This window comes from Mesorhizobium sp. XAP4, from assembly GCF_029269325.1.
Taxonomy (GTDB): Bacteria; Pseudomonadota; Alphaproteobacteria; order Rhizobiales; family Rhizobiaceae; genus Mesorhizobium; species Mesorhizobium ciceri.
The window spans coordinates 117,251-136,339 of record NZ_JARIXW010000003.1 but is presented as its reverse complement, the minus strand read 5'-3'; the positions used below and the strand labels follow the sequence as shown (position 1 = coordinate 136,339).

The 19,089-nt window shown below is 63.3% G+C and carries 17 protein-coding genes; 9 read left to right on the top strand and 8 right to left on the bottom strand.

Going from position 1 to position 19,089, the window contains the following annotated elements; genetic code table 11:
- Positions 1-66 precede the first annotated feature (66 nt).
- From P3C39_RS14115 to P3C39_RS14095, 5 genes are read left to right on the top strand one after another with little or no spacing between them, the layout of a single operon-like run.
- Positions 67-711 carry a DUF2291 family protein gene (locus P3C39_RS14115; RefSeq protein WP_027163941.1) on the top strand — a complete coding sequence of 215 codons (645 nt, stop codon included), beginning with the start codon at positions 67-69 and terminating at the stop codon, positions 709-711.
- The gene (locus P3C39_RS14110; protein WP_027163942.1) at positions 708-2,264 is read left to right on the top strand and encodes a sugar ABC transporter ATP-binding protein; all 1,557 of its coding nucleotides are present in this window, start codon (positions 708-710) and stop codon (positions 2,262-2,264) included. Before P3C39_RS14115 ends, P3C39_RS14110 begins: the two co-directional genes overlap by 4 nt.
- Positions 2,257-3,321: an ABC transporter permease gene (locus P3C39_RS14105; protein ID WP_032809713.1), complete on the top strand. Its 1,065-nt coding sequence runs from the start codon at positions 2,257-2,259 to the stop codon at positions 3,319-3,321. The genes P3C39_RS14110 and P3C39_RS14105 overlap by 8 nt, the downstream gene beginning before the upstream one ends.
- 2 nt (positions 3,322-3,323) lie before the next feature.
- Positions 3,324-4,358, top strand: a complete 1,035-nt coding sequence (locus P3C39_RS14100) for a Gfo/Idh/MocA family oxidoreductase (RefSeq protein ID WP_063167522.1) — start codon at positions 3,324-3,326, stop codon at positions 4,356-4,358.
- Positions 4,355-6,193, top strand: coding sequence for a hypothetical protein (locus P3C39_RS14095; protein WP_063167521.1), 1,839 nt, complete (start codon positions 4,355-4,357; stop codon positions 6,191-6,193). The genes P3C39_RS14100 and P3C39_RS14095 overlap by 4 nt, the downstream gene beginning before the upstream one ends.
- Before the next feature lie 2 nt (positions 6,194-6,195).
- Here P3C39_RS14095 and P3C39_RS14090 read toward each other — a convergent pair whose 3' ends face one another.
- The gene (locus tag P3C39_RS14090; protein WP_063167520.1) at positions 6,196-6,909 is read right to left on the bottom strand and encodes a transcriptional regulator NanR; all 714 of its coding nucleotides are present in this window, start codon (positions 6,907-6,909) and stop codon (positions 6,196-6,198) included.
- A gap of 174 nt (positions 6,910-7,083) precedes the next feature.
- Between P3C39_RS14090 and oiaX the strand changes: the two genes are divergently transcribed.
- The 4 genes from oiaX to dhaL all read left to right on the top strand — a co-directional run bounded on the left by oiaX (position 7,084) and on the right by dhaL (position 11,478).
- Positions 7,084-8,334, top strand: a complete 1,251-nt coding sequence (gene oiaX / locus P3C39_RS14085) for a 3-oxo-isoapionate-4-phosphate decarboxylase OiaX (protein WP_063167519.1) — start codon at positions 7,084-7,086, stop codon at positions 8,332-8,334.
- A gap of 4 nt (positions 8,335-8,338) precedes the next feature.
- Positions 8,339-9,673: a four-carbon acid sugar kinase family protein gene (locus P3C39_RS14080; RefSeq protein ID WP_027163946.1), complete on the top strand. Its 1,335-nt coding sequence runs from the start codon at positions 8,339-8,341 to the stop codon at positions 9,671-9,673.
- A 129-nt stretch (positions 9,674-9,802) separates the two neighbouring features.
- Positions 9,803-10,810 (top strand): dihydroxyacetone kinase subunit DhaK, encoded by a 1,008-nt coding sequence (locus P3C39_RS14075; RefSeq protein ID WP_063167518.1) that lies wholly within the window; start codon positions 9,803-9,805, stop codon positions 10,808-10,810.
- Positions 10,811-10,836: 26 nt separating this feature from the next.
- Positions 10,837-11,478 (top strand): dihydroxyacetone kinase subunit DhaL, encoded by a 642-nt coding sequence (dhaL, locus tag P3C39_RS14070; RefSeq protein WP_027163948.1) that lies wholly within the window; start codon positions 10,837-10,839, stop codon positions 11,476-11,478.
- Positions 11,479-11,502: 24 nt separating this feature from the next.
- Here the strand turns inward: dhaL and P3C39_RS14065 are convergent, their stop codons facing one another.
- From P3C39_RS14065 to P3C39_RS14035, 7 genes are all read right to left on the bottom strand, one after another.
- Entirely contained in the window at positions 11,503-11,940 is a 438-nt protein-coding gene (locus P3C39_RS14065) for an RpiB/LacA/LacB family sugar-phosphate isomerase (protein WP_024502451.1), read from the bottom strand.
- A 95-nt stretch (positions 11,941-12,035) separates the two neighbouring features.
- A complete protein-coding gene (locus P3C39_RS14060; RefSeq protein ID WP_063167517.1) occupies positions 12,036-12,803 on the bottom strand; it encodes a triose-phosphate isomerase in 768 nt (255 codons plus the stop codon).
- A 57-nt stretch (positions 12,804-12,860) separates the two neighbouring features.
- Positions 12,861-13,799, bottom strand: coding sequence for a TIM barrel protein (locus P3C39_RS14055; RefSeq protein ID WP_275953866.1), 939 nt, complete (start codon positions 13,797-13,799; stop codon positions 12,861-12,863).
- Positions 13,799-15,316, bottom strand: a complete 1,518-nt coding sequence (locus tag P3C39_RS14050; RefSeq protein ID WP_063167516.1) for a glycerol-3-phosphate dehydrogenase — start codon at positions 15,314-15,316, stop codon at positions 13,799-13,801. Before P3C39_RS14050 ends, P3C39_RS14055 begins: the two co-directional genes overlap by 1 nt.
- On the bottom strand, positions 15,313-16,872 hold the full coding sequence (locus tag P3C39_RS14045; protein WP_063167515.1) for an FGGY-family carbohydrate kinase: 1,560 nt from the start codon (positions 16,870-16,872) through the stop codon (positions 15,313-15,315). Before P3C39_RS14045 ends, P3C39_RS14050 begins: the two co-directional genes overlap by 4 nt.
- A gap of 96 nt (positions 16,873-16,968) precedes the next feature.
- Entirely contained in the window at positions 16,969-17,916 is a 948-nt protein-coding gene (locus P3C39_RS14040) for a D-ribose ABC transporter substrate-binding protein (RefSeq protein WP_023756738.1), read from the bottom strand.
- Positions 17,917-17,948: 32 nt separating this feature from the next.
- Positions 17,949-19,079 (bottom strand): ABC transporter permease, encoded by a 1,131-nt coding sequence (locus P3C39_RS14035; protein ID WP_013533073.1) that lies wholly within the window; start codon positions 19,077-19,079, stop codon positions 17,949-17,951.
- Between the last annotated feature and the right edge of the window lie 10 nt (positions 19,080-19,089).

The window sequence follows — 19,089 nt, the reverse complement described above, 5'->3', positions numbered from 1 at the left end:
GAACCCAGGATCGCCCCTCGCCGCCATTTTCCCTGGGCCGCCCACGATGCTGAACGACAGGCCGCCATGCTGAACACCAAGCCGAACTGGCCGATCCTTACCGTGATGGTCGGCATCAGCCTGACCGCCTGCAAGATCCTGCCGACGAAATCGGACGACGGCAACAACGCTGCCACCTTCAATCCAGACAAGATGGTCGAAGAGATATGGGCGGCAAAGGTCGTGCCCTATCTCCAGCAGAAAGCCGGACCGTTTGCGCAGGTTCACACACTGGCGACAACCGACCCAGCGGCTGCCGGCGCCAAATACGGCAATCCGAACAAGCAGGCGAATTCGCCTTGGACTTTCGCGGTTCGGCTGGAAGGCAAGATTATCGCGGCCAACACACAGTCGCGTGCGGCAACGGTCGACGTCGATGTCGACGGAGACGGCAAAGCCGATGCACGGGTGCAGATCGGACCGGCGGTGCGCGGTACCGCGCTGCGCGACAGCCTGGACTTCATCCAGTTCAACGACTTCACCAACCAGATCGACTTCGCCCAGTTCGGCAAGGCTTTCAACGCTTATGCCGACAAGACGGTGCTTTCCAAGCTGCCGCGCGAGGCGCTGGAAGGCCGCAGTGCCAAGGTGCTCGGCGCCTATACGCTGGGGAGCGGCCAGGACCTGCCGCTGGTGACGCCGGCGGAGGCAGAGATCGGGCCGAAGCCATGAGCGCGATCGCGGAGCGCGAAATCATTCTGAAGCTCGAGGACGTCTCCAAGGTCTATTCCGGCACCGTTGCGGTCAAGCGCGCCAATTTCGAGGTGCGCAAGGGCGCGGTCAACGTGCTGGTCGGCGAAAACGGCGCCGGCAAGTCGACGCTGATGAAGATCATCGCCGGCGTCGAACGGCCGACCGCCGGCCGCATCCTGCTGGAAGGCGAAGAGGTTTCCTTCTCGTCATCCGGTGATGCGGTGAACCGTGGCATCGGCATGGTGTTCCAGGAGCTGAACCTGTTCGGCAATATGAGCGTCGCCGAGAATATTTTCGCCACCCGAGAAATCACCAACCGCTTCGGCAAAATCGACCACGCGCAACAGGAAAACCGCGCTGCGGAATTTCTGGAACGCCTACAGGCCGGCATCCGGCCCGACATGCTGGTCGAGGATCTGCGCATCGGCCAGCAGCAGCTGGTCGAGATCGCCAAGGCGGTTTCGCTCGATGCACGCATCCTGATCATGGACGAGCCGACCTCGGCGCTGAGTGCAGCGGAAGTCGAGATCCTGTTCAAGGTGATCGCCGACCTCAAGGCGCGCGGCGTGGCCATCGTCTACATTTCGCACCGGCTCGAAGAGCTGATCCGCATCGGCGACTACATCACCGTGCTGCGTGACGGCCGCATCACCGGCCAGGAAGAGATGAAGAACGTCGACACGCAGTGGATCGTTCGCCAGATGATCGGCTCCGACGCCAAGGACTTCGCCAAGGCCGACGGCCATCTTCCGGGCGAAGAGATTTTTCGTGCCGAGGAGATCTGCCTGCCTCGTGCCACCGGCGGACTTGCCGTCGACCATGTCTCGTTGTCGCTGCGTGCCGGCGAGATCCTCGGCATATACGGCTTGATGGGCGCCGGGCGCAGCGAACTGTTCGACTGCATCATGGGCCGCCACGGCCATTCGACCGGCGACATCTTCATTGGCGGTAGAAAGGTCAAGGAGCGCGATACGACGCGGCGCATCCGGCGCGGGCTGGCGCTGATCCCCGAGGATCGCCAGCGCGAAGGGCTTGTCTCGATCCTTTCGGTCGCCAGCAATTTGACGCTGGCCAGCCTGTCGCGCTTTGCCCGCCTGTTCCACATCCGTGGCGCTGACGAAAGGCAGGCGGTGACGCAGGTGGTGCGGGAGTTGGCGATCAGGGTCGCCGACCCGGCGCAAGAGGTGTCGTCGCTGTCGGGCGGCAACCAGCAGAAGGTGGTGATCGGCAAGGCGCTGCTCACCGGGCCCAAGGTGCTGCTGATGGACGAGCCCAGCCGAGGCATCGATGTCGGCGCCAAGGCCGACGTCTTCCGCACCATGCGCAAACTGTCGCGCGATGGATTGGGCATTCTCTTCGCCACCTCGGATCTCGATGAGGTGATGGCGCTGTCAGACCGCATTGCGGTGATGAGCAACGGAAAACTGACGGGCATGTTCGATCGCTCCGAGGCGACGGAGGCAGCCCTTGTCTCCGCCTCGGCACTTGGCCACGGGCCGACCCCGCACACGGAGAAAACCGCCCATGACTGACATCCCGGCCAAGGCGGCTGTCCCCTCCGTCTCGAGCGGCTCGCTGCTGCTGACGCTGATGAAGGCGAGAACCTTCATCGCGCTCATCGCCGTCTTGATCTTCTTTTCGATCGCGGCGCCTAATTTCCTGTCGACCGCCAATCTGATCCTGATGTCGAAGCACGTGGCGCTGAATGCGTTCCTGGCGATGGGCATGACCTTCGTCATCATCACCGGCGGCATCGACCTTTCGGTCGGTTCGATCGTCGGCCTGTGCGGTATGGTGGCCGGGTATCTCGTGCTCAACGGCATCGACCTGCAGATCGGCTACACCATCTATTTCAACGTCTTTGAGATCGCGCTGATCACGCTTGCCGTCGGCATATTGATCGGCGCCGTCAACGGCTTGCTGATCACCAGGCTAAACGTCGCGCCGTTCATCGCCACGCTCGGCGTGCTCTATGTCGCGCGCGGCCTGGCGCTGCTGTCGTCGGATGGCCGCACCTTTCCCAACCTCGTCGGCAAGCCGGAGCTTGGCACCACCGGCTTCGGCTTCCTCGGGGCCGGTCGGCTGCTTGGCCTGCCGGTGGCGATCTGGATCCTCATCGTCGTTGCACTGGGAGCCGCCTATCTCGCCAAGTACACGCCACTCGGTCGCCATATCTTCGCCGTCGGCGGCAATGAACGGGCGTCGCGGATTTCGGGCGTCCGGGTCAACATGGTCAAGATGTTCGTCTATATGTTCTCCGGTTTCTGCGCGGCGATCGTCGGCCTGATCATCTCGTCCGAGCTGATGGCCTCGCATCCGGCGACGGGCGAAAGCTTCGAGCTCAACGCCATTGCGGCGGCAGTGCTCGGCGGCACCTCGATGTCGGGCGGCCGCGGCACGATCGGCGGCACCATCGTCGGCGCCTTCGTCATCGGCATTCTTTCGGACGGGTTGGTGATGATGGGCGTGAGTTCGTTCTGGCAGATGGTGATCAAGGGCCTCGTCATCATCGTCGCCGTCGTCGTCGACCAGGCACAGCGCCGGCTTCAGCAACGTGTCACCTTGATGCAGATGGCAAAGGCAGGCTGAGCATGGCGGAACTGCGGGGAGCGCTGATCGGCTGCGGCTTCTTTGCCGTCAACCAGATGCATGCCTGGCGCGACATAGCGGGCGCCTCGATCATCGCCATCTGCGACCGTGACCCGGAACGGTTGCGGATCGTCGGTGACCAGTTCGGCATTGCGAAGCGCTATACCGATGCGGCGGAACTATTTGCCGGCGAAAGCCTGGACTTCGTCGATATCGCCACCACCGCGCCCAGCCATCGTCCGCTTGTCGAAATGGCGGCCGCCCACCGCGTTCCGGTGATCTGCCAAAAGCCGTTCGCGCCGACGCTTGCCGACGCAAAGGCGATGGTCAAGGCATGCGCGGAAGCCGGCGTTCCGCTGATGGTGCATGAGAATTTTCGCTGGCAGTCACCTATCCAGGCGGTGCGGACCGTGCTCGATAGCGGCGAGATCGGCACGCCCTTCTTCGGGCGTATCTCCTTCCGCTCGGCCTATGACGTGTTTTCCGGTCAGCCCTATCTGGCGACGGGAAAGCGCTTCATCATCGAGGACCTCGGTATCCATATCCTCGATATCGCCCGTTTCCTGCTCGGCGACGTCTCGACCATCACGACACGAATCGCCCGCATCAATCCCGCCATTGCGGGCGAGGATGTGGCGACCATGCTGATGGACCACAAGAGCGGCGCAACCTCCGTGGTCGACTGCAGCTACGCGACCAAGCTCGCCACCGAGCCGTTTCCCGAAACGCTGATCGAGATCGATGGCAGCGACGGCACGATCCGGCTGGCGCAGGGATACCGGCTGACCGTCACCGGCAAGAGCGGCACGGCCGTCACCGACGTCTCGCCGCCGCTGCTGGCCTGGGCGTCGCGGCCCTGGCACAACATCCAGGAAAGCGTCGTAGCCATCCAGCAGCACTGGGTCGACTGCCTGGCAAAGGGGACCGAGCCGGCGACCTCGGGCGCCGACAATCTTAGGACATTCGCGCTGGTCGAGGCCGCCTATGCTGGGGCCGCGAGCCGGCAACCGGTGCAACTCGACGCCTTGCCGAAATGACCGCCGGCACTTTCCTGCTCTACGGCACGCGCGTGGTCGAGGCCGAGCCGGTCAGGCTCAGCGCAGGCTCGCTCAGCGCCGACTTCGTCAACGGCAATCTGCGCACCATCCGCCATGGCGGCACCGAAGTGCTGCGCGCCATCGCCTATATCGTGCGTGACCGCGACTGGGGCACCTATGAGCCAAATTTGACGGACCTGGTGATCGAGCAGGGTGCCGACGCTTTTTCGGTCAGCTATTCGGCAAGCTGCCTGGCCCCCGATGGAAACCGGCTCGGCTTCCGCGCCACCATCAAAGGCTCTGCCGACGGCCGTCTGGTCTTCGACGTCAGCGCCCTTCCCGAAAACGATTTCGAAACCAACCGCTGCGGCTTCTGTATCCTGCACCCGATCGCCGACCTCGCCGGTAGCCCGGTCATGGTCGAGCACACAGACGGCAGCGTGGTGGCGACGAAACTTCCCCAGCTGATCGACCCCTGGCAGCCTTTCAAGGATATCCGCGCCATCTCCCATCAGGTTCGGCCTGGTGTCATCGCTGAGTGCCGGATGGAAGGCGATACTTTCGAAATGGAGGACCAGCGCAACTGGTCGGACGCCTCCTACAAGACCTATGTGCGGCCGCTGGTGCTGCCGTGGCCGTATGTGCTGCCTGCCGGCCAGCCCCTGAGCCAGACGATCAGCCTGCGCATCGCAGGTGAAGGCAAAGCGCCGGCTGCCGCAGTGGCCAGCGAACCGGTCAGGGTCGAACTCGGCGAGGCGGGAGCAAGGCTGCCCGATGTCGGCGTGGTCATCTATCCCGAGGATGTCGAGACGGCGCTGGCGAACCTCTCCACGCTGGCGGCACTCGGCCCACAACAGCTGCTGTTTCACCACGATCCGACGCGCGGCCACGGGCTCGATGCCTTGCGCGCTTTCGCCCGGCTCGCAACTGCCTACGCAGCCGAAACAACCCTCGAATGCGTCGTTGCCTGCGCTGGTGATCTTGACGCCGAGTTGTCCGGCGTCGCCGACCTGGTTCGCCGGGCCGGGCTAAAACTCTCGGCCATTGCCGTGTCGCCGTCGGTCGACCGGCAGTCGACACCGCCGGGCAGCGCGTGGCCGGAATGCCCGCCGCTCGACGACATTTATGCCGCAGCGCGGCGGGCATTCCCCGATATCCGCCTCGGCGGCGGCATGTTCAGCTATTTCACCGAACTCAACCGCAAGCGCGTTCCGGCAGACCAGCTCGATTTCGTCACCCATTGCACCTGCCCGATCGTGCACGCCGCCGACGATCTCAGCGTCATGCAGTCGCTGGAGGCGCTGCCTTTCATCACCCAATCGGCACGGGCTATCTTCGGGGCAAAGCCCTACCGGATCGGACCGTCGACGATTGCCATGCGCCAGAACCCTTATGGCGGAGCGACCAAACCCAATCCCGGGGGACAGCGCATTGCCATGGCCGACAGCGATCCGCGCCATGCCGGCCAGTTCGCGGCGGCTTGGACGGTCGGCTATGCCGCGCGCGTCGCAGCCGCTGGGCTGGAACAGCTCACGCTCTCCAGCTTCACCGGACCGTTCGGCGTGCTGGCGTCATCCGGAGAACCCGTCGCGGAAGGATCGCCCCGGCCGCTCTTCAGAGCCATCAAGGGGCTTTGCGAACTGGCCGGCCTTGCGCATGTGGCCGCAGGGACGAGCGATGAGACCAAGGTGCTGGCGCTGGCTGGACGCTCGGCCTCGGGCGACACTGTCGTGTGGCTGGCGAACCTGACGGCGGACGACGTGCAAGTCGACATTTCAGCTTTTGGCCGAGGCCATCTCGTGATGACGCCTTACGAGATCGTCCGGATCGACTGACGTTATTTTTCGGAGTTCATCACATAGAGCGCGCGCGAGCGTTCGAGATGCTTGATCATCGCCTTCTCGGCGCCATCGGCATCCTTCTTCTCGATGCGGCCGATGATCTCTTCGTGCTCGGTGAGCGTGAACTTTTCCTTGCCGGTCCAGATCAGCATTTCGGTGTGGTATTCCTTCAGCCAGCCGAGCATCGCCTCGCTGACGGCGACATAGATCGGGTTGCCGGAGATCGCGGCGATCTGTGTATGGAACTTCATGTCGGCGGAGATGAAGGCTTCGGAATCGCCGCGAAAGCCGCGCTGTTCGGCAACGGTGGCCCGCAGCCGCAGCACATCCTCGGCGGTGGCCTTTTCGGCGGCTTCCCTGACCATGCCACGCTCGAAGAAGATGCGCGCGGTCTTCAGGTGCTCCAGCGTGTCTTTCGATGACGACAGGATGATCTTGGCGGCGCCGTCGACCTGCTTGATGATCGACTTGGCGGTGAGTTGCAGCACCTTGGCGCGTTCGCCATGCGAGATCGCAACCAGCCCCATATTGCTCAGCGCCTGCATCGCCTCGCGGATCGCGGGGCGGCCGACCTCGAAGCGCTCCATCAGCTCGCGCTCCGAGGGCATGTCGTCGCCTGGCATCAGCTCGCCGCTGGTGATCAGGCGCTTCAGCCGCAAGAAGACCTCATCGGAAAGCTTGCGCCGGACAATCGGTTCCGAACGGTTCATCGCCGCGAATCACTCCCTTGACCCGGCCCTATCTAACACTGCCGCCACAATTCCCGGAATTGCCGTCTGTCGATCCCGCTGCCGGATATGACTTGCAATACTTATGTACTCATTATACCAGATTTGAAACACCAGTGAACCTTTTTCGAACGCCTCGGCTTGAGACAGCGGACCATGATCACCCTCACCTACCGCATCGAAACGCCTGGAAGCATCGAAGCGCTGGCGGCCAAGATCGCCAGCGATCAGTCGACCGGCACCTTCGTAGCGCTGCCCGGCGAGACCGAGGAACTGAAGGCCCGGGTGGCGGCACGTGTGCTGGCGATTCGGCCTCTGCCCGATGCCGAGCGGCCGTCGCTTCCCAATGACGGTAAGGGGCCGTTCAGGCGCGCCGATGTCGACATCGCCTTTCCGTTCGATGCCATCGGCACCGACCTTTCGGCGCTGATGACGATTGCCATCGGCGGCACCTATTCGATCAAGGGCCTTACCGGGATTCGCGTCGTCGACATGAAATTGCCGGAGGAGTATCGCGGGGCACATCCCGGCCCACAGTTCGGTGTCGCCGGCAGCCGCCGGCTGACCAATGTGACTGACCGCCCGATCATCGGCACGATCGTCAAGCCGGCGCTAGGATTGCGGCCGCACGAGACGGCGGCAATGGTGGCGGAACTGATCGCCGCCGGCGTCGACTTCATCAAGGATGACGAGAAGCTGATGAGCCCGGCCTATTCGCCCCTGTCGGAACGGGTGAAGGCAATCATGCCGCTGATCCTCGATCACGAGCAGAAGACCGGCAAGAAGGTGATGTATGCCTTCGGCATTTCGCACGCCGATCCCGACGAGATGATGCGCAACCACGATCTGGTGGCGAAGGCCGGCGGCAATTGTGCTGTTATCAACATCAATTCGATCGGCTTTGGCGGCATGGCATTCCTGAGAAAACGCTCCGGCCTGGTGCTGCATGCTCATCGCAACGGCTGGGACATCCTCACCCGTCACCCCGGCCTCGGCATGGACTTCAAGGTCTGGCAGCAATTCTGGCGACTGCTCGGCGTCGACCAGTTCCAGATCAACGGCATCGCCTCGAAATACTGGGAACCGGATGACTCTTTCGTCGAATCCTTCAAGGCGGTGACGACGCCGATCTTTTCGGCTGGGGACTGCGCATTACCGGTGGCAGGTTCCGGCCAGTGGGGCGGTCAGGCGCCCGAGACATATGCACGAACCGGCCGGACCGTGGATCTTCTCTATCTCTGCGGCGGCGGCATCGTCAGCCATCCGGACGGACCGGGCGCCGGCGTACGTGCCGTGCAGCAAGCCTGGCAATCGGCGGTCGACGGCATTCCGCTGGCCGACTTCGCCTTGAACCATCCCGAACTGGCGCGGTCGATCGAAAAATTCGGCGACGGCAAGGCAGCCTGAGACGATGCAGGACCTGCTTCTCAGCTATTATGGCGACGACCTGACCGGCTCGACCGATGTCATGGAGGCGCTCGAGCTCGGTGGCGTGCCGACCGTGCTGTTCATGCGCCAGCCGGACGCGGCCCTGCTGTCCCGGTTTGGCCATTGCCGGGCGATAGGGCTGGCCGGCACCAGCCGCAGTGAGACGCCGCAATGGATGGACACGCATCTGCGCGATGCCTTCGCCTGGCTGAAGACGCTTAACGCCGAGATTTGCCACTACAAGGTCTGCTCGACCTTCGATTCCAGCCCGACGATCGGCAGCATCGGCCGAGCCATCGAGGTCGGCCGCTCGGTGTTCGCGCAGGATAGCGTGCCGCTGCTGGTCGGCGCGCCGCAGCTCAAGCGCTATACCGCTTTCGGCCATCTGTTCGCGGCCTATCGCGACCAATATTTCCGCATTGATCGCCACCCGGTGATGAGCCGTCACCCGACGACGCCAATGGATGAGTCCGATCTGCTGATCCATCTGTCGCGGCAGACGGCGCTGAGCTCCGGGCTGGTCGATCTTGCGACGCTGCAGTCGGCATCGCGGTCGGCGGCGTTCGATCGCCTGACCGGAAACGGCACCGCCATCGTGCTTGTCGATGTCGACAGTCTGGAGACGCAGGTTTTGGCCGGCAAGGAACTGTGGCGCGTTCGCAAGCCCGGCGGTTCTTTTGTCGTCGGCTCGTCCGGTGTCGAATATGCGCTGCTGGCCGAATGGACGTCGAATGGCGTCGTCAGCGCTGGGCCAGGCTTCACACCGCCGGGCGCTGCCGAGCGGATAGCCGTCGTGTCGGGCAGTTGCTCGCCGACCACCGAACGACAGATCCGGCATGCCCTGACCGACGGTTTCGACGGCATCGAGGTCGATCCGGTCGAACTGGTTTCGGAGGCCTCGCAGCAGGCGATCACGCGCGCAACGGCAAGCGGCCGTGCCAGTCTGCAAGCCGGGCGCAGCGTCATCCTCTACACCGCGCTTGGCCCCACTGCCGACAGGGGCGCCGAAATCGACCGGGAGGAAGGCGCCCGCCACAGGCTTGGCCGCGGCCTCGGAGAAATCCTTCGCAACCTGACGGTGGAACAGAGCCTGCGTCGCGTGGTCATTGCAGGCGGCGACACGTCGAGCCACGCACTCGGCGAGACGGGCGTCGATGCCCTGACAATTCGCATGCCGCTGCCCGCTTCGCCGGGTTCCCCGCTTTGCGTTGCCCACTCGCGCGTCAAGGCGATCGACGGACTGGAGGTCGCGCTCAAGGGCGGCCAGGTCGGGACCGATCGCTATTTCTCAGCCATCCGCGACGGCCTCGGCGGTTGAAACAGCCAGCGCCTGCGTCCAGGTGTTGGCCGTGGGAACATCTCAGCGCGCGAAATACGCCTTGCCGGGTGGAAATCCCGGTAACACCCGGTATTATCTGCGAAAATGCCGAAGTCGGGAGGATGCCGGGTGCAGACCAAGAAGATCATCAACGATGGCAACCGCGCCGTCGACGAGATGCTGGAAGGCATCCTGGCAGCGCATCCCCGCCATCTCAAAAGCGTGGACGGCAGTCCACGCTCCATCGTCGCCCGCGACGGGCCGCGCCAGGGCAAGGTGGGCCTGGTCATCGGCGGCGGCTCGGGCCACGAGCCGAGCTTTCTCGGCTTTGTCGGCAAGGGCTTGGCTGACGCTGCGGCCATCGGCAATGTCTTTGCCTCGCCGCCGCCGGACCCGATCCTCGAATGCGCCAAGGCGGTCAGCGGCGGCGCCGGCGTGCTGTTCATGTACGGCAATTATGCCGGCGACGTGATGAATTTCGACATGGCGGCCGAGATGGCGGCGATGGACGACATCGAGGTGCGCACGGTGCTGAGCACCGACGACGTCGCCTCGGCACCGCGCGACCAGCGGCACAAGAGGCGCGGCGTCGCCGGCAATTTCTTCATCTTCAAGGCGGCCGGCGCCGCCTGCGACCGGATGTTGTCGTTCGACGAATGCGAGCGCATCGCCGGCAAGGCCAACGACCACACCTTCACCATGGGCGTGGCGCTGTCGCCCTGTTCGCTGCCGCAGACCCGCCGGCCAAATTTCGAGATCGGGCCGGACGAGATGGAGATCGGCATGGGCATCCACGGCGAGCCCGGCATCGCACGCGAAAAGTTGAAAACAGCCGATGAGATCACCGACGAGATGCTGGACAGGATCCTCGACGAGATGGCGCCGGCGCGCGGCGACAAGGTCGCGGTGCTCGTCAATTCGCTGGGCTCAACGCCGCTGATGGAACTCTACATCATGAACCTGCGCGTGAAGCAGAGGCTTGATGAGATCGGTGTGTCCATCCACGCAAGCTGGGTCGGCAATTACTGCACCTCGCTCGAAATGGCCGGGGCCTCGATCACGCTGCATCGGCTGGACGGCGAGTTGCAGACGATGCTGGACCACCCCTGCGACTGCGCCATGTTTCGCGCCGGCTAAACCCACTCTGTGGCAAGGACTAAGACATGACGACAATCGATACCGCCCGCCTTGTCACGATGTTCGCGGCGATCGCAAACTCCATGTCAGCAGACAGGGACAGGCTGTGCGCGCTTGACGGGGTTATCGGTGACGCCGACCACGGCATCGCGATGGAGCTTGGATTTTCCGCTGCGCGCGATGCGGTGGCCGGACTGGACACCGCGGCGACCGATCCGACCACCTTGCTGAACACGGCGGCAAAGTCGTTCCTGAATGCGGTCGGCGCCTCCTCCGGTCCGCTCTATGCGACCGCGCTCATGCGCGCCGCGGCAGCCGTCAAGGGCAAGACGGCGCTCGACGACGCGGATGTGGTCGCCCTGTTCCAGGCCATGGCCAAGGGCATTCAGGATCGCGGCAAGGCAGAGCTTGGCGAAAAGACGATGATCGATGCATGGGCGCCGGCGGGGCAAGCGGCGGGCGAAGCGCTGGCCTCAGGCAAGGATCTGGCCGCCAGTCTCAAGGCCGCCGCCCAGGCGGCAGAGACAGGCGCGGAAGCGACCAAAGCGATGGTGGCCACCAAGGGCCGGGCATCACGCCTCGGCGAACGTTCGCTTGGCCATATGGATCCGGGCGCTGCGTCCGCCGTCACCGTGATCGAGGCGATGCGGACCGCCTTGACCGACTGATCATCAGCGGACTTGCCGCGTCTTTCAGCGCTTGGCGTCGAGCTTGTCGACGGCCTGCACGTTCGCGGCAGATGGGCCATTCGGATCAAACTCGGAGGCAAGCCATGCGTCGGCGATCGATTTCGCCAGTTCGGGACCGATGACGCGGGCGCCCATGGTGATGATCTGGGCGTTGTTGGACTTGGCGGCGCGCTCCGCGGAATAGGTATCGTGGGTCAACGCGGCGCGAATGCCCGGCACCTTGTTGGCAGAGATGCTGACGCCGATGCCGGTGCCACAAAACAGGATGGCCCGGTCGTAGTTGCCGTCGAGAATTTCGTGGCCGACCGAGGCGGCGATATCGGCGTAGAAGCCGGCCTGGCTCAGGTCGACGACCTGCAACTCCGGCTTGGTGGCGAGATGCTTGGCGATGACATCGAGCAGCGGCTTGCCGGCGCTGTCGGCTCCGAGTGCGATCTTCATGATGATGAACTCCTTTGCTTTTGTCTCTGTCTCTTTGATTTGACGCAATTCCGGACGGAAAACCGCTTCACACTTTCCCGGAATTGCTCGCGCGGTTAGCGCGCGATGGCGGCCGACGCCTTTCTCAGAATGTCGATATAGCCTTCCGCTTGCCACGCCGAGCGGCCGATGAACAGGCCATCAATATGCGGCTGGCCGATAAGTTCGGCCGCGTTGCCGGGGTTGACGCTGCCGCCGTAAAGCACAGGCGGGGCAGCCGGCAGCCGGTCAGCGGCTACCTGCTTGATCAGCGCTTGCTGCTTGTCGGCATAGTCGGCGCTTGCGGGAATGCCCTTCTCCCCGATCGCCCAGACAGGCTCGTAGGCAAAGAGGATTTCCGCCTTCGGTTGATCGCCGCTCAGCTCCTGCAGCGCGCCGAGAACTTGTGCCGTCAGCACCGCCTCGGCGCGGCCTGATTCACGCTCGTCCAGCGTCTCGCCGACGCAGATCAGTGGCACGAAACCGTGCCTGACAGCAGCTGCCGTTTTCAGTCCGACAGTCGCATCCGTCTCGCCGAAATGCTCCCGGCGCTCGCTATGGCCGAGTTCGATTACATCCAGCCCGCAGTCTTTCAACATCACTGGCGAAATCTCTCCCGTCCACGCGCCGGCATCGGCCCAATGCATGTTCTGGGCACCTACCTTCACGCGGGTGTTGGCTAGTGCCGCCTTGACCTGGCGCGCGGCGGTGAACGGCGGAATGACGAAAGGCTGTATCGCCTGATCGAAACCAGGCACGAAGGCGGCCAACGCATCGGCGAACAGCAACGCCTCGGCAAGCGTCTTGTTCATCTTCCAGCTCGTGCCGACCCAATATGGGGCCATTGTTTTTCTCCTTCGATACTTTTGCGGCCGAAGCCGGCTTCCGGGCGACGTATTCGCTCAAGTCCGAGGCTTGAGACTGTCCCGGCCACTGTCGACGTAAGGCGCCCAGAAATCCACCGACTCGCGGATCATCTCGATAACCTGATGGTCGACTGGTTCCCTCTCCCTGAAGGAAAGTTCAAGGCAAATTTCATTGTCGGTTCCACCACCCTGCCGAACCGCGTCCAGCAACTTCTGCGGCACTATGCGGCCATCCTTGTTGTAGGCGGCCGTGAACGGCCAATGGCCGCCCTTGTTCATGGAAGACTGCTTGATGTGGATGATCGGAGATTGCAATGGAAACGCTTTCGCCCAGGCGTAGGGATCGGTGTCGGCAGGGTTGGGTGAGGTCACGTCGCCATGGTCGATATCGACCATCATCTTCATCGGTATGGGCAGCTTCGCTGCGTCGATGGCGCCTTGCAGCGTGACGCAGCTTTCGATCGTGTGGCCGAACTCGCGGCCGACCGACATCGGCTCCCAGAACAGGTATGTCAGCCCCGCCGCCCTGGCGTGTTCGGCAACCTCGCGCCAGCATTCGAGCGCGATATCGAGAAGTGCTGCCCGCCGTTGCGGATCGTCAAAGTCCTTGTAGGTGAAGATGGCGAACTGCGTGCCCATGCCTAGCGCGCCGAGTTCGGCGGAAATGTCGGCGAAGGTCTTGAACCAGTCGACATAGTAGCGCCGGACGTCGGCGTCCGGGTGGCCGAAATGGTTGAGCCGGCCATAAGGTCCGGTCATGCCGGAGGTGATCCTGACACCGGTCCGCGAAAGCGCGCTGTTGAACAGGCGCAGGAATTTGGCAATCGTGGCCGCCGGCCAGCCCGGATTGACGAATTCATGCGTCAACTGCACGTCGCGAATGCCGATGCCATAAGCAATCGCGTCGATCAAATCGTCTGGATCGGCGAAGCGATTGACCAGAGGATTGGTGTTGAGGGAAAGCGTGAAGGCCATCAGTCCGCCGTCGCCATGATGTTACCGAACCAATCTTCGAACGCTTTCCGCTCGGCCGCATTGATATGCAGGCCATGCTTTGTGCGGCGTTCCAGTATATCGGCTGATGTGCCAGCCCATTCGGTCTCGACCAGGAACTTTGCCTCCCGTTCATACAGATCGGGACCGAAGCGTCGGCCGAGATCAGCCTCGCTTTGCGCGCCGGCGAGCAATTGCCTGGCGCGGGTGCCGTAGCTTCGAGCGTAGTGCTTCACCAACGACGGGCTGAGCCATGAAAATTCGACATGCAGATCGCTCAGAAACTGCTCGAAGTCCGCATTGGGCAGGTCGCCCCCCGGCAAGGGAATTTTGGCCGTCCAGGCTTTCTTCATCGTCGGAAAGAATGGCTGGATCTTTTCCAGCGCGTGTTCCGACAGCTTGCGGAAGGTGGTGATCTTGCCGCCGAACACCGAAAGCAGCGGTGCGTTGCCGTTGGAGGCGTCGAGTTCGAAAATATAGTCGCGCGTCACCGCGCTTGGATTGTCGGCATTGTCGTCATAGAGCGGACGCACACCGGAGAAGCTGTAGACCACGTCCTGTGGCGTCAGCTGCCGCTTGAAATAGCGATTGACCACCTTGATCAGGTAGTCGACTTCGCTGGCCTCGGCGACCACTTCCTCGGGCCTGCCTTCGTAGGGAATGTCGGTCGTGCCGATCAGCGCCAGATCGTTCTCGTACGGGTTGACGAAGATCACCCGCTTGTCGTTGTTCTGGATGAGATAGGCCTGCCGCCCCTCCCAGAATTTGGGCACGACGATATGGCTGCCTTTTACAAGCCGGACATTGCGCGTCGAATTCTGCCCGGCGACGCGGCTGACAATGTCGTTGACCCAGGGACCTGCTGCGTTGATCAGAGCGCGCGCGCGGACTTTCGTGACGGCGCCCGTGCGACCATCCTGCATGTCGATCGACCACAGTCCGCCTTCACGGCGCGCCGCGACACAGGCGGTGCGCGTGAGCACTCTGGCGCCTCGCTGCCTTGCATCGAGCGCATTGAGCAGCACCAGGCGCGCATCGTCGACCCAGCAGTCGGAATATTCGAAACCGCGCTTGAATTCGTCCTTGATCGGCGCGCCTTCAGGCGAGGTCCTCAGGTTCAGCGTTCTTGTCCCAGGCAGCCGTTTGCGGCCGCCAAGGTGGTCGTAGAGAAACAGCCCGAGCCGGACCAGCCATGCCGGCCTATCCTGCGGGCTGTGCGGTAGAACGAAGCGCATCGGCCAGATGATATGCGGCGCCGCCTCGAGCAGCACCTCGCGTTCGATCAGCGCTTCGCGAACCAGCCTGAATTCATAATATTCGAGGTAGCGCAGGCCGCCATGCACCAGCTTGCCGGAACGCGAACTGGTGCCTTGCGCGAGATCGTCTTTTTCGCACAGGATGACGGACAGGCCACGACCTGCAGCATCACGCGCTATGCCGGCTCCATTGACGCCGCCGCCGATCACGAAGAGATCGACGACATCTGTTGTATTGCTCAAGATCTTGCTCCTGTGCGGTGCGCCATGCCCTTCCACACCGGCCGAAGCGCCTGGCGCGCCGCAACGAAGGAAGGGAAGAGCGCATCGTATGTTTGCGAAAGCGCCTCGTCATAGGCATCGCAGTCGCCGAGAAGCGGCGTCACCCATTCGGCGGCGCAGTCTTCCATGGAGCCGTAGACGCCGAGCCCGACCGCGGCCATCATCGCGGCACCCGCCGCGCCGGCTTCCTGGCGGCTGCTGGTGCGCACCTGCGCCCTTGTCGCCGCCGCGATGATGCGACGTAGAGACGGACTGCGCGCTGCGCCGCCCGACAGGCGGATCTCACTCGGCACGGCGCCCATCGCCTGGTAGCAATCGCGAGCGGCGAAGGCCAACCCCTCGAGCACGCCGCGTGCCAGATCGCCAAAGCCATGCTTGACCGAAAGGCCGATGAAGCCGGCGCGTGCGTCAGGGTCGACGAACGGCCCTCTTTCGCCGGCTAGCGATATGTAAGGCTGGTAGATCAGCGATCCCGGCTCCGATGCTTCCATCCAAGCGTCGAGCGCCTTCAGCAACTCGTCATGAGAAGGTTTGCCGCCAGCCGTGGCGAGCACGTCGCGCGCAAGGCCAAGCACCCAGTCTATGTTGAGCGTCGCCGCCATGTTGGATTGCAATTGTGCAAAGGCGCCCGGAATAGGCATGGCGATCGTGTAGCCGGAGCCATCTGCGTTCAGCACGACATCGTCGGGAGTGGCTGCGAAGCGCGTGTGTATGCCGGTCGAGCCGATGACCGTGCAGCCGACATTGCCCGAGGGATCATAGAGGCCGGCTCCGAGCGCCGTCATGACCATGTCGACGTAGCCCAGCACCACCGGCGTGCCTTCGAGCAGGCCGGTCTCCGCCGCCGCCGATCGCGATAGCGGATGATGGTCGGTGGTGCCTTCGAGCATGGGAGGCAACAGGCGGCGATGCGTCGTCAGATCCAGGATGTCGAGGGCTTCGTCGGAATAGGTGCGCGACCGAAAATCGCCGAAGGTGAAGGTTCCCTCGGAGGGATCGGTGGCGCGTTCGCCCGTCATCTTGAAGTAGAGCCAATCCTTGCAATGCAGTGCGGTGGCCGCCCGCTCCAGCATGTCGGGATGGTTCTTTTTCATGAAGGCAAGCTGGGCGCCTTGCTGGCAGGAATTCAGCCCCGTGCCGGTCAGTTCGAACCGCCTGCGATCCCGGGGATCGGCGCGCATCTCGTCCACCAAACGTCCGGCGCGGGCATCGAGCCACAGCCAGGCGCGCGAGACAGGCATGCCGTCGCTATCGATCAGCCAGGTTCCGTCGCCTTGCCCGGTGATGGCCACCGCCGCGATTCGTTGCGCGAGGTCGGGAATCTTGGCCGCGAGATCGCGAACGGTCCGCGCCATGTCGCGCCAGGTCTGGTCGAGGTCCTGCTCGGCGCCGCCGCCTTCCAGCGTGACGAAGCTATTGGGCACCGACGTCATGGCGAGCTGCCGCCCGGACAGATCGAAAGCGATCGATTTGATCACCGACGTTCCCGCGTCGATGCCGATCAGCAGGTCTTTCATGCCGCAAATTCCGATTGGTTGCGAAGGCAGTTCACGAGGGCAGTCATTTCGTAGAAGAGACAGGGGGTGTCCGCAAGGACACCCCCTGTGCAGGTATTACTCAGACAGCACGAAGGGTGCGGTGTACTTGTCGACATTGTCCTTGGTGATGAGAAGGCAATCGAACAGCTGCTTCTCGGTCGCCGCACCGGTGGCACCCGTCTTGATAAACGAGTCCGCCTGCTGCACGGCCTTGGCCGAGAAGATGGCGACCGGCTGCAGCACGGTGTACTGCAGTTCACCGGACTTGATCGCCGCAACCGCGTCCGGGGAGCCGTCGAAGCCACCGACCTTGATGCCGGCGAGCTTGCCAGCTTCCTTCAGCGCCGCAACCGCGCCGAGAGCCATTTCGTCATTGCCGCTGATCACGGCGATGATGTCGGGATTGGCTTGCAGCATGCTCTGCATCTTGTCGTGGCCCTGGGTACGATCCCAGTTGGCGACCTGCGAAGCAGCCTTTTCGAGATCCGGGTACTGGCTCAGCACAGTCGCGTAACCGTTCGAGCGCGTGGCGGCATTGTTGTCCGACGGGGCGCCGAGCAGTTCGACATATTTGCCCTTTTCACCGACGGCCTGCACCCACTGCTGGGCACCGAGAGCAGCGCCCTGCGCGTTGTTGGAAACGAGCTGCCCCTTGGCGAGGCCTTCCTGGTTGATCTCGGCATTGACAAGGAACACCGGGATGTTGGCTGCAATCGCCTTCTTCACCGCACCGACAGAGCCGTCGGCGTTGGCCGGATCGAGAATGATCGCCACCGACTTGTTGGTGATGGCGGTGTCGATCAAATTGCTTTCGGTATTGGTATCGCCCTTGTGGGCGCCGACATTGGCCGTATAGCCAAGCTTCTCGGCCTCGGCCTTGGCGACGTTGCCCTCGGTCAGCCAGTAGGGATTGGCCGGATCGTTGACGATGATCGAGATCAGGCCCGCGGCTGACGCGGCGGCCGTGAACCCAACGACCATCGCGGCCGCGAGCAGACTTTTCAGCATGGTTTTCATGTACATTCCTCCAATGATTACGCGGTGTTGCTGCCAGTTCACCTGGCAGTCTTCCCTTGGGCAGGATTGGCCGGTTCGGCCTTCCCCCGTTTCTGAGAAGTCGGTTGGCCACCTGTCGCGCTTGGGAGCTTGCTGCGGCGGCGATACTGAACGGCATTGAGGAGCACGGCGAGCACGATGACCGCGCCGGTGAACACTGTCTGCCAGTAGGATGAGATGCCGATGATCACCAGACCGTCGGACAGGAAGCCGATGACGAAGGCCCCGAGCAGGGTTCCGCGGATGTTGCCGCGGCCGCCGGTCAGTGCCGCGCCGCCGATGACGACGGCCGCAATGGCCGTCAGTTCGTAGGTGGTGCCGGCGGTCGGTCCCGCCGATGTAAGCTGCGAGGACAGGATCAGGCCGGCAATGGCGGCGCAGATGCCCGACAGCACATAGACGGAAATCTGCACTGTCTTGACCGGAACGCCGGAGAGTTCGGCCGCGCGTTCATTGCCGCCCGAGGCGTAGAGCCAGCGCCCGAAAGCGGTGCGGTTCAGGACGATGCTGCCAATGAGCGCGATGACCACGAGAACCACGACGCCCGTCGGCACGCCGAACAAGCGGTTGAAGCCAAGCGCATCGAAGCCGGTGTTTCCGAGCTCCGGCTTGCCGCCGAGATTGTTGTAGGTCAGGCCGCTGGTCATCAGCAGCGCCAGGCCGCGCGCCATGTACATGACGCCGAGGGTGGCGACGAAAGCTGGAACCTTGAAGCGCGCGATGAGCACGCCGTTGATCAGCCCGACGACGGCGCCCAGCATGCAGGCCAGCACCGCGACCACCCACACCGGCGGATAGAGAACGACGCCCAGCCAACTCAGCGTCACCCCTTGCATCAGGAAGCCGGCAACGACGCCGGCCAAGCCCAGCGTCGACCCCACCGACAGATCGATGCCGCCATTGAGGATGACAAGCAGCATGCCGATCGCGAGGATTCCGAAGATGGCGACATGCGAGGCCATGGTCAGGAAATTCGCCACCGAGAGGTAGTAGGGCGACAGGATCGAAAAGACGACGATGATGACGATCAGGGCAAAGAAAGCGCGGCCCTCGAGCAGCAGCTTGGCGAGATCGAAGCCTTCGCTCGCGCTTGGACTGGACTGTTTTCTGGCCTGGCTGACATCGGTCATGGTGTGGGCT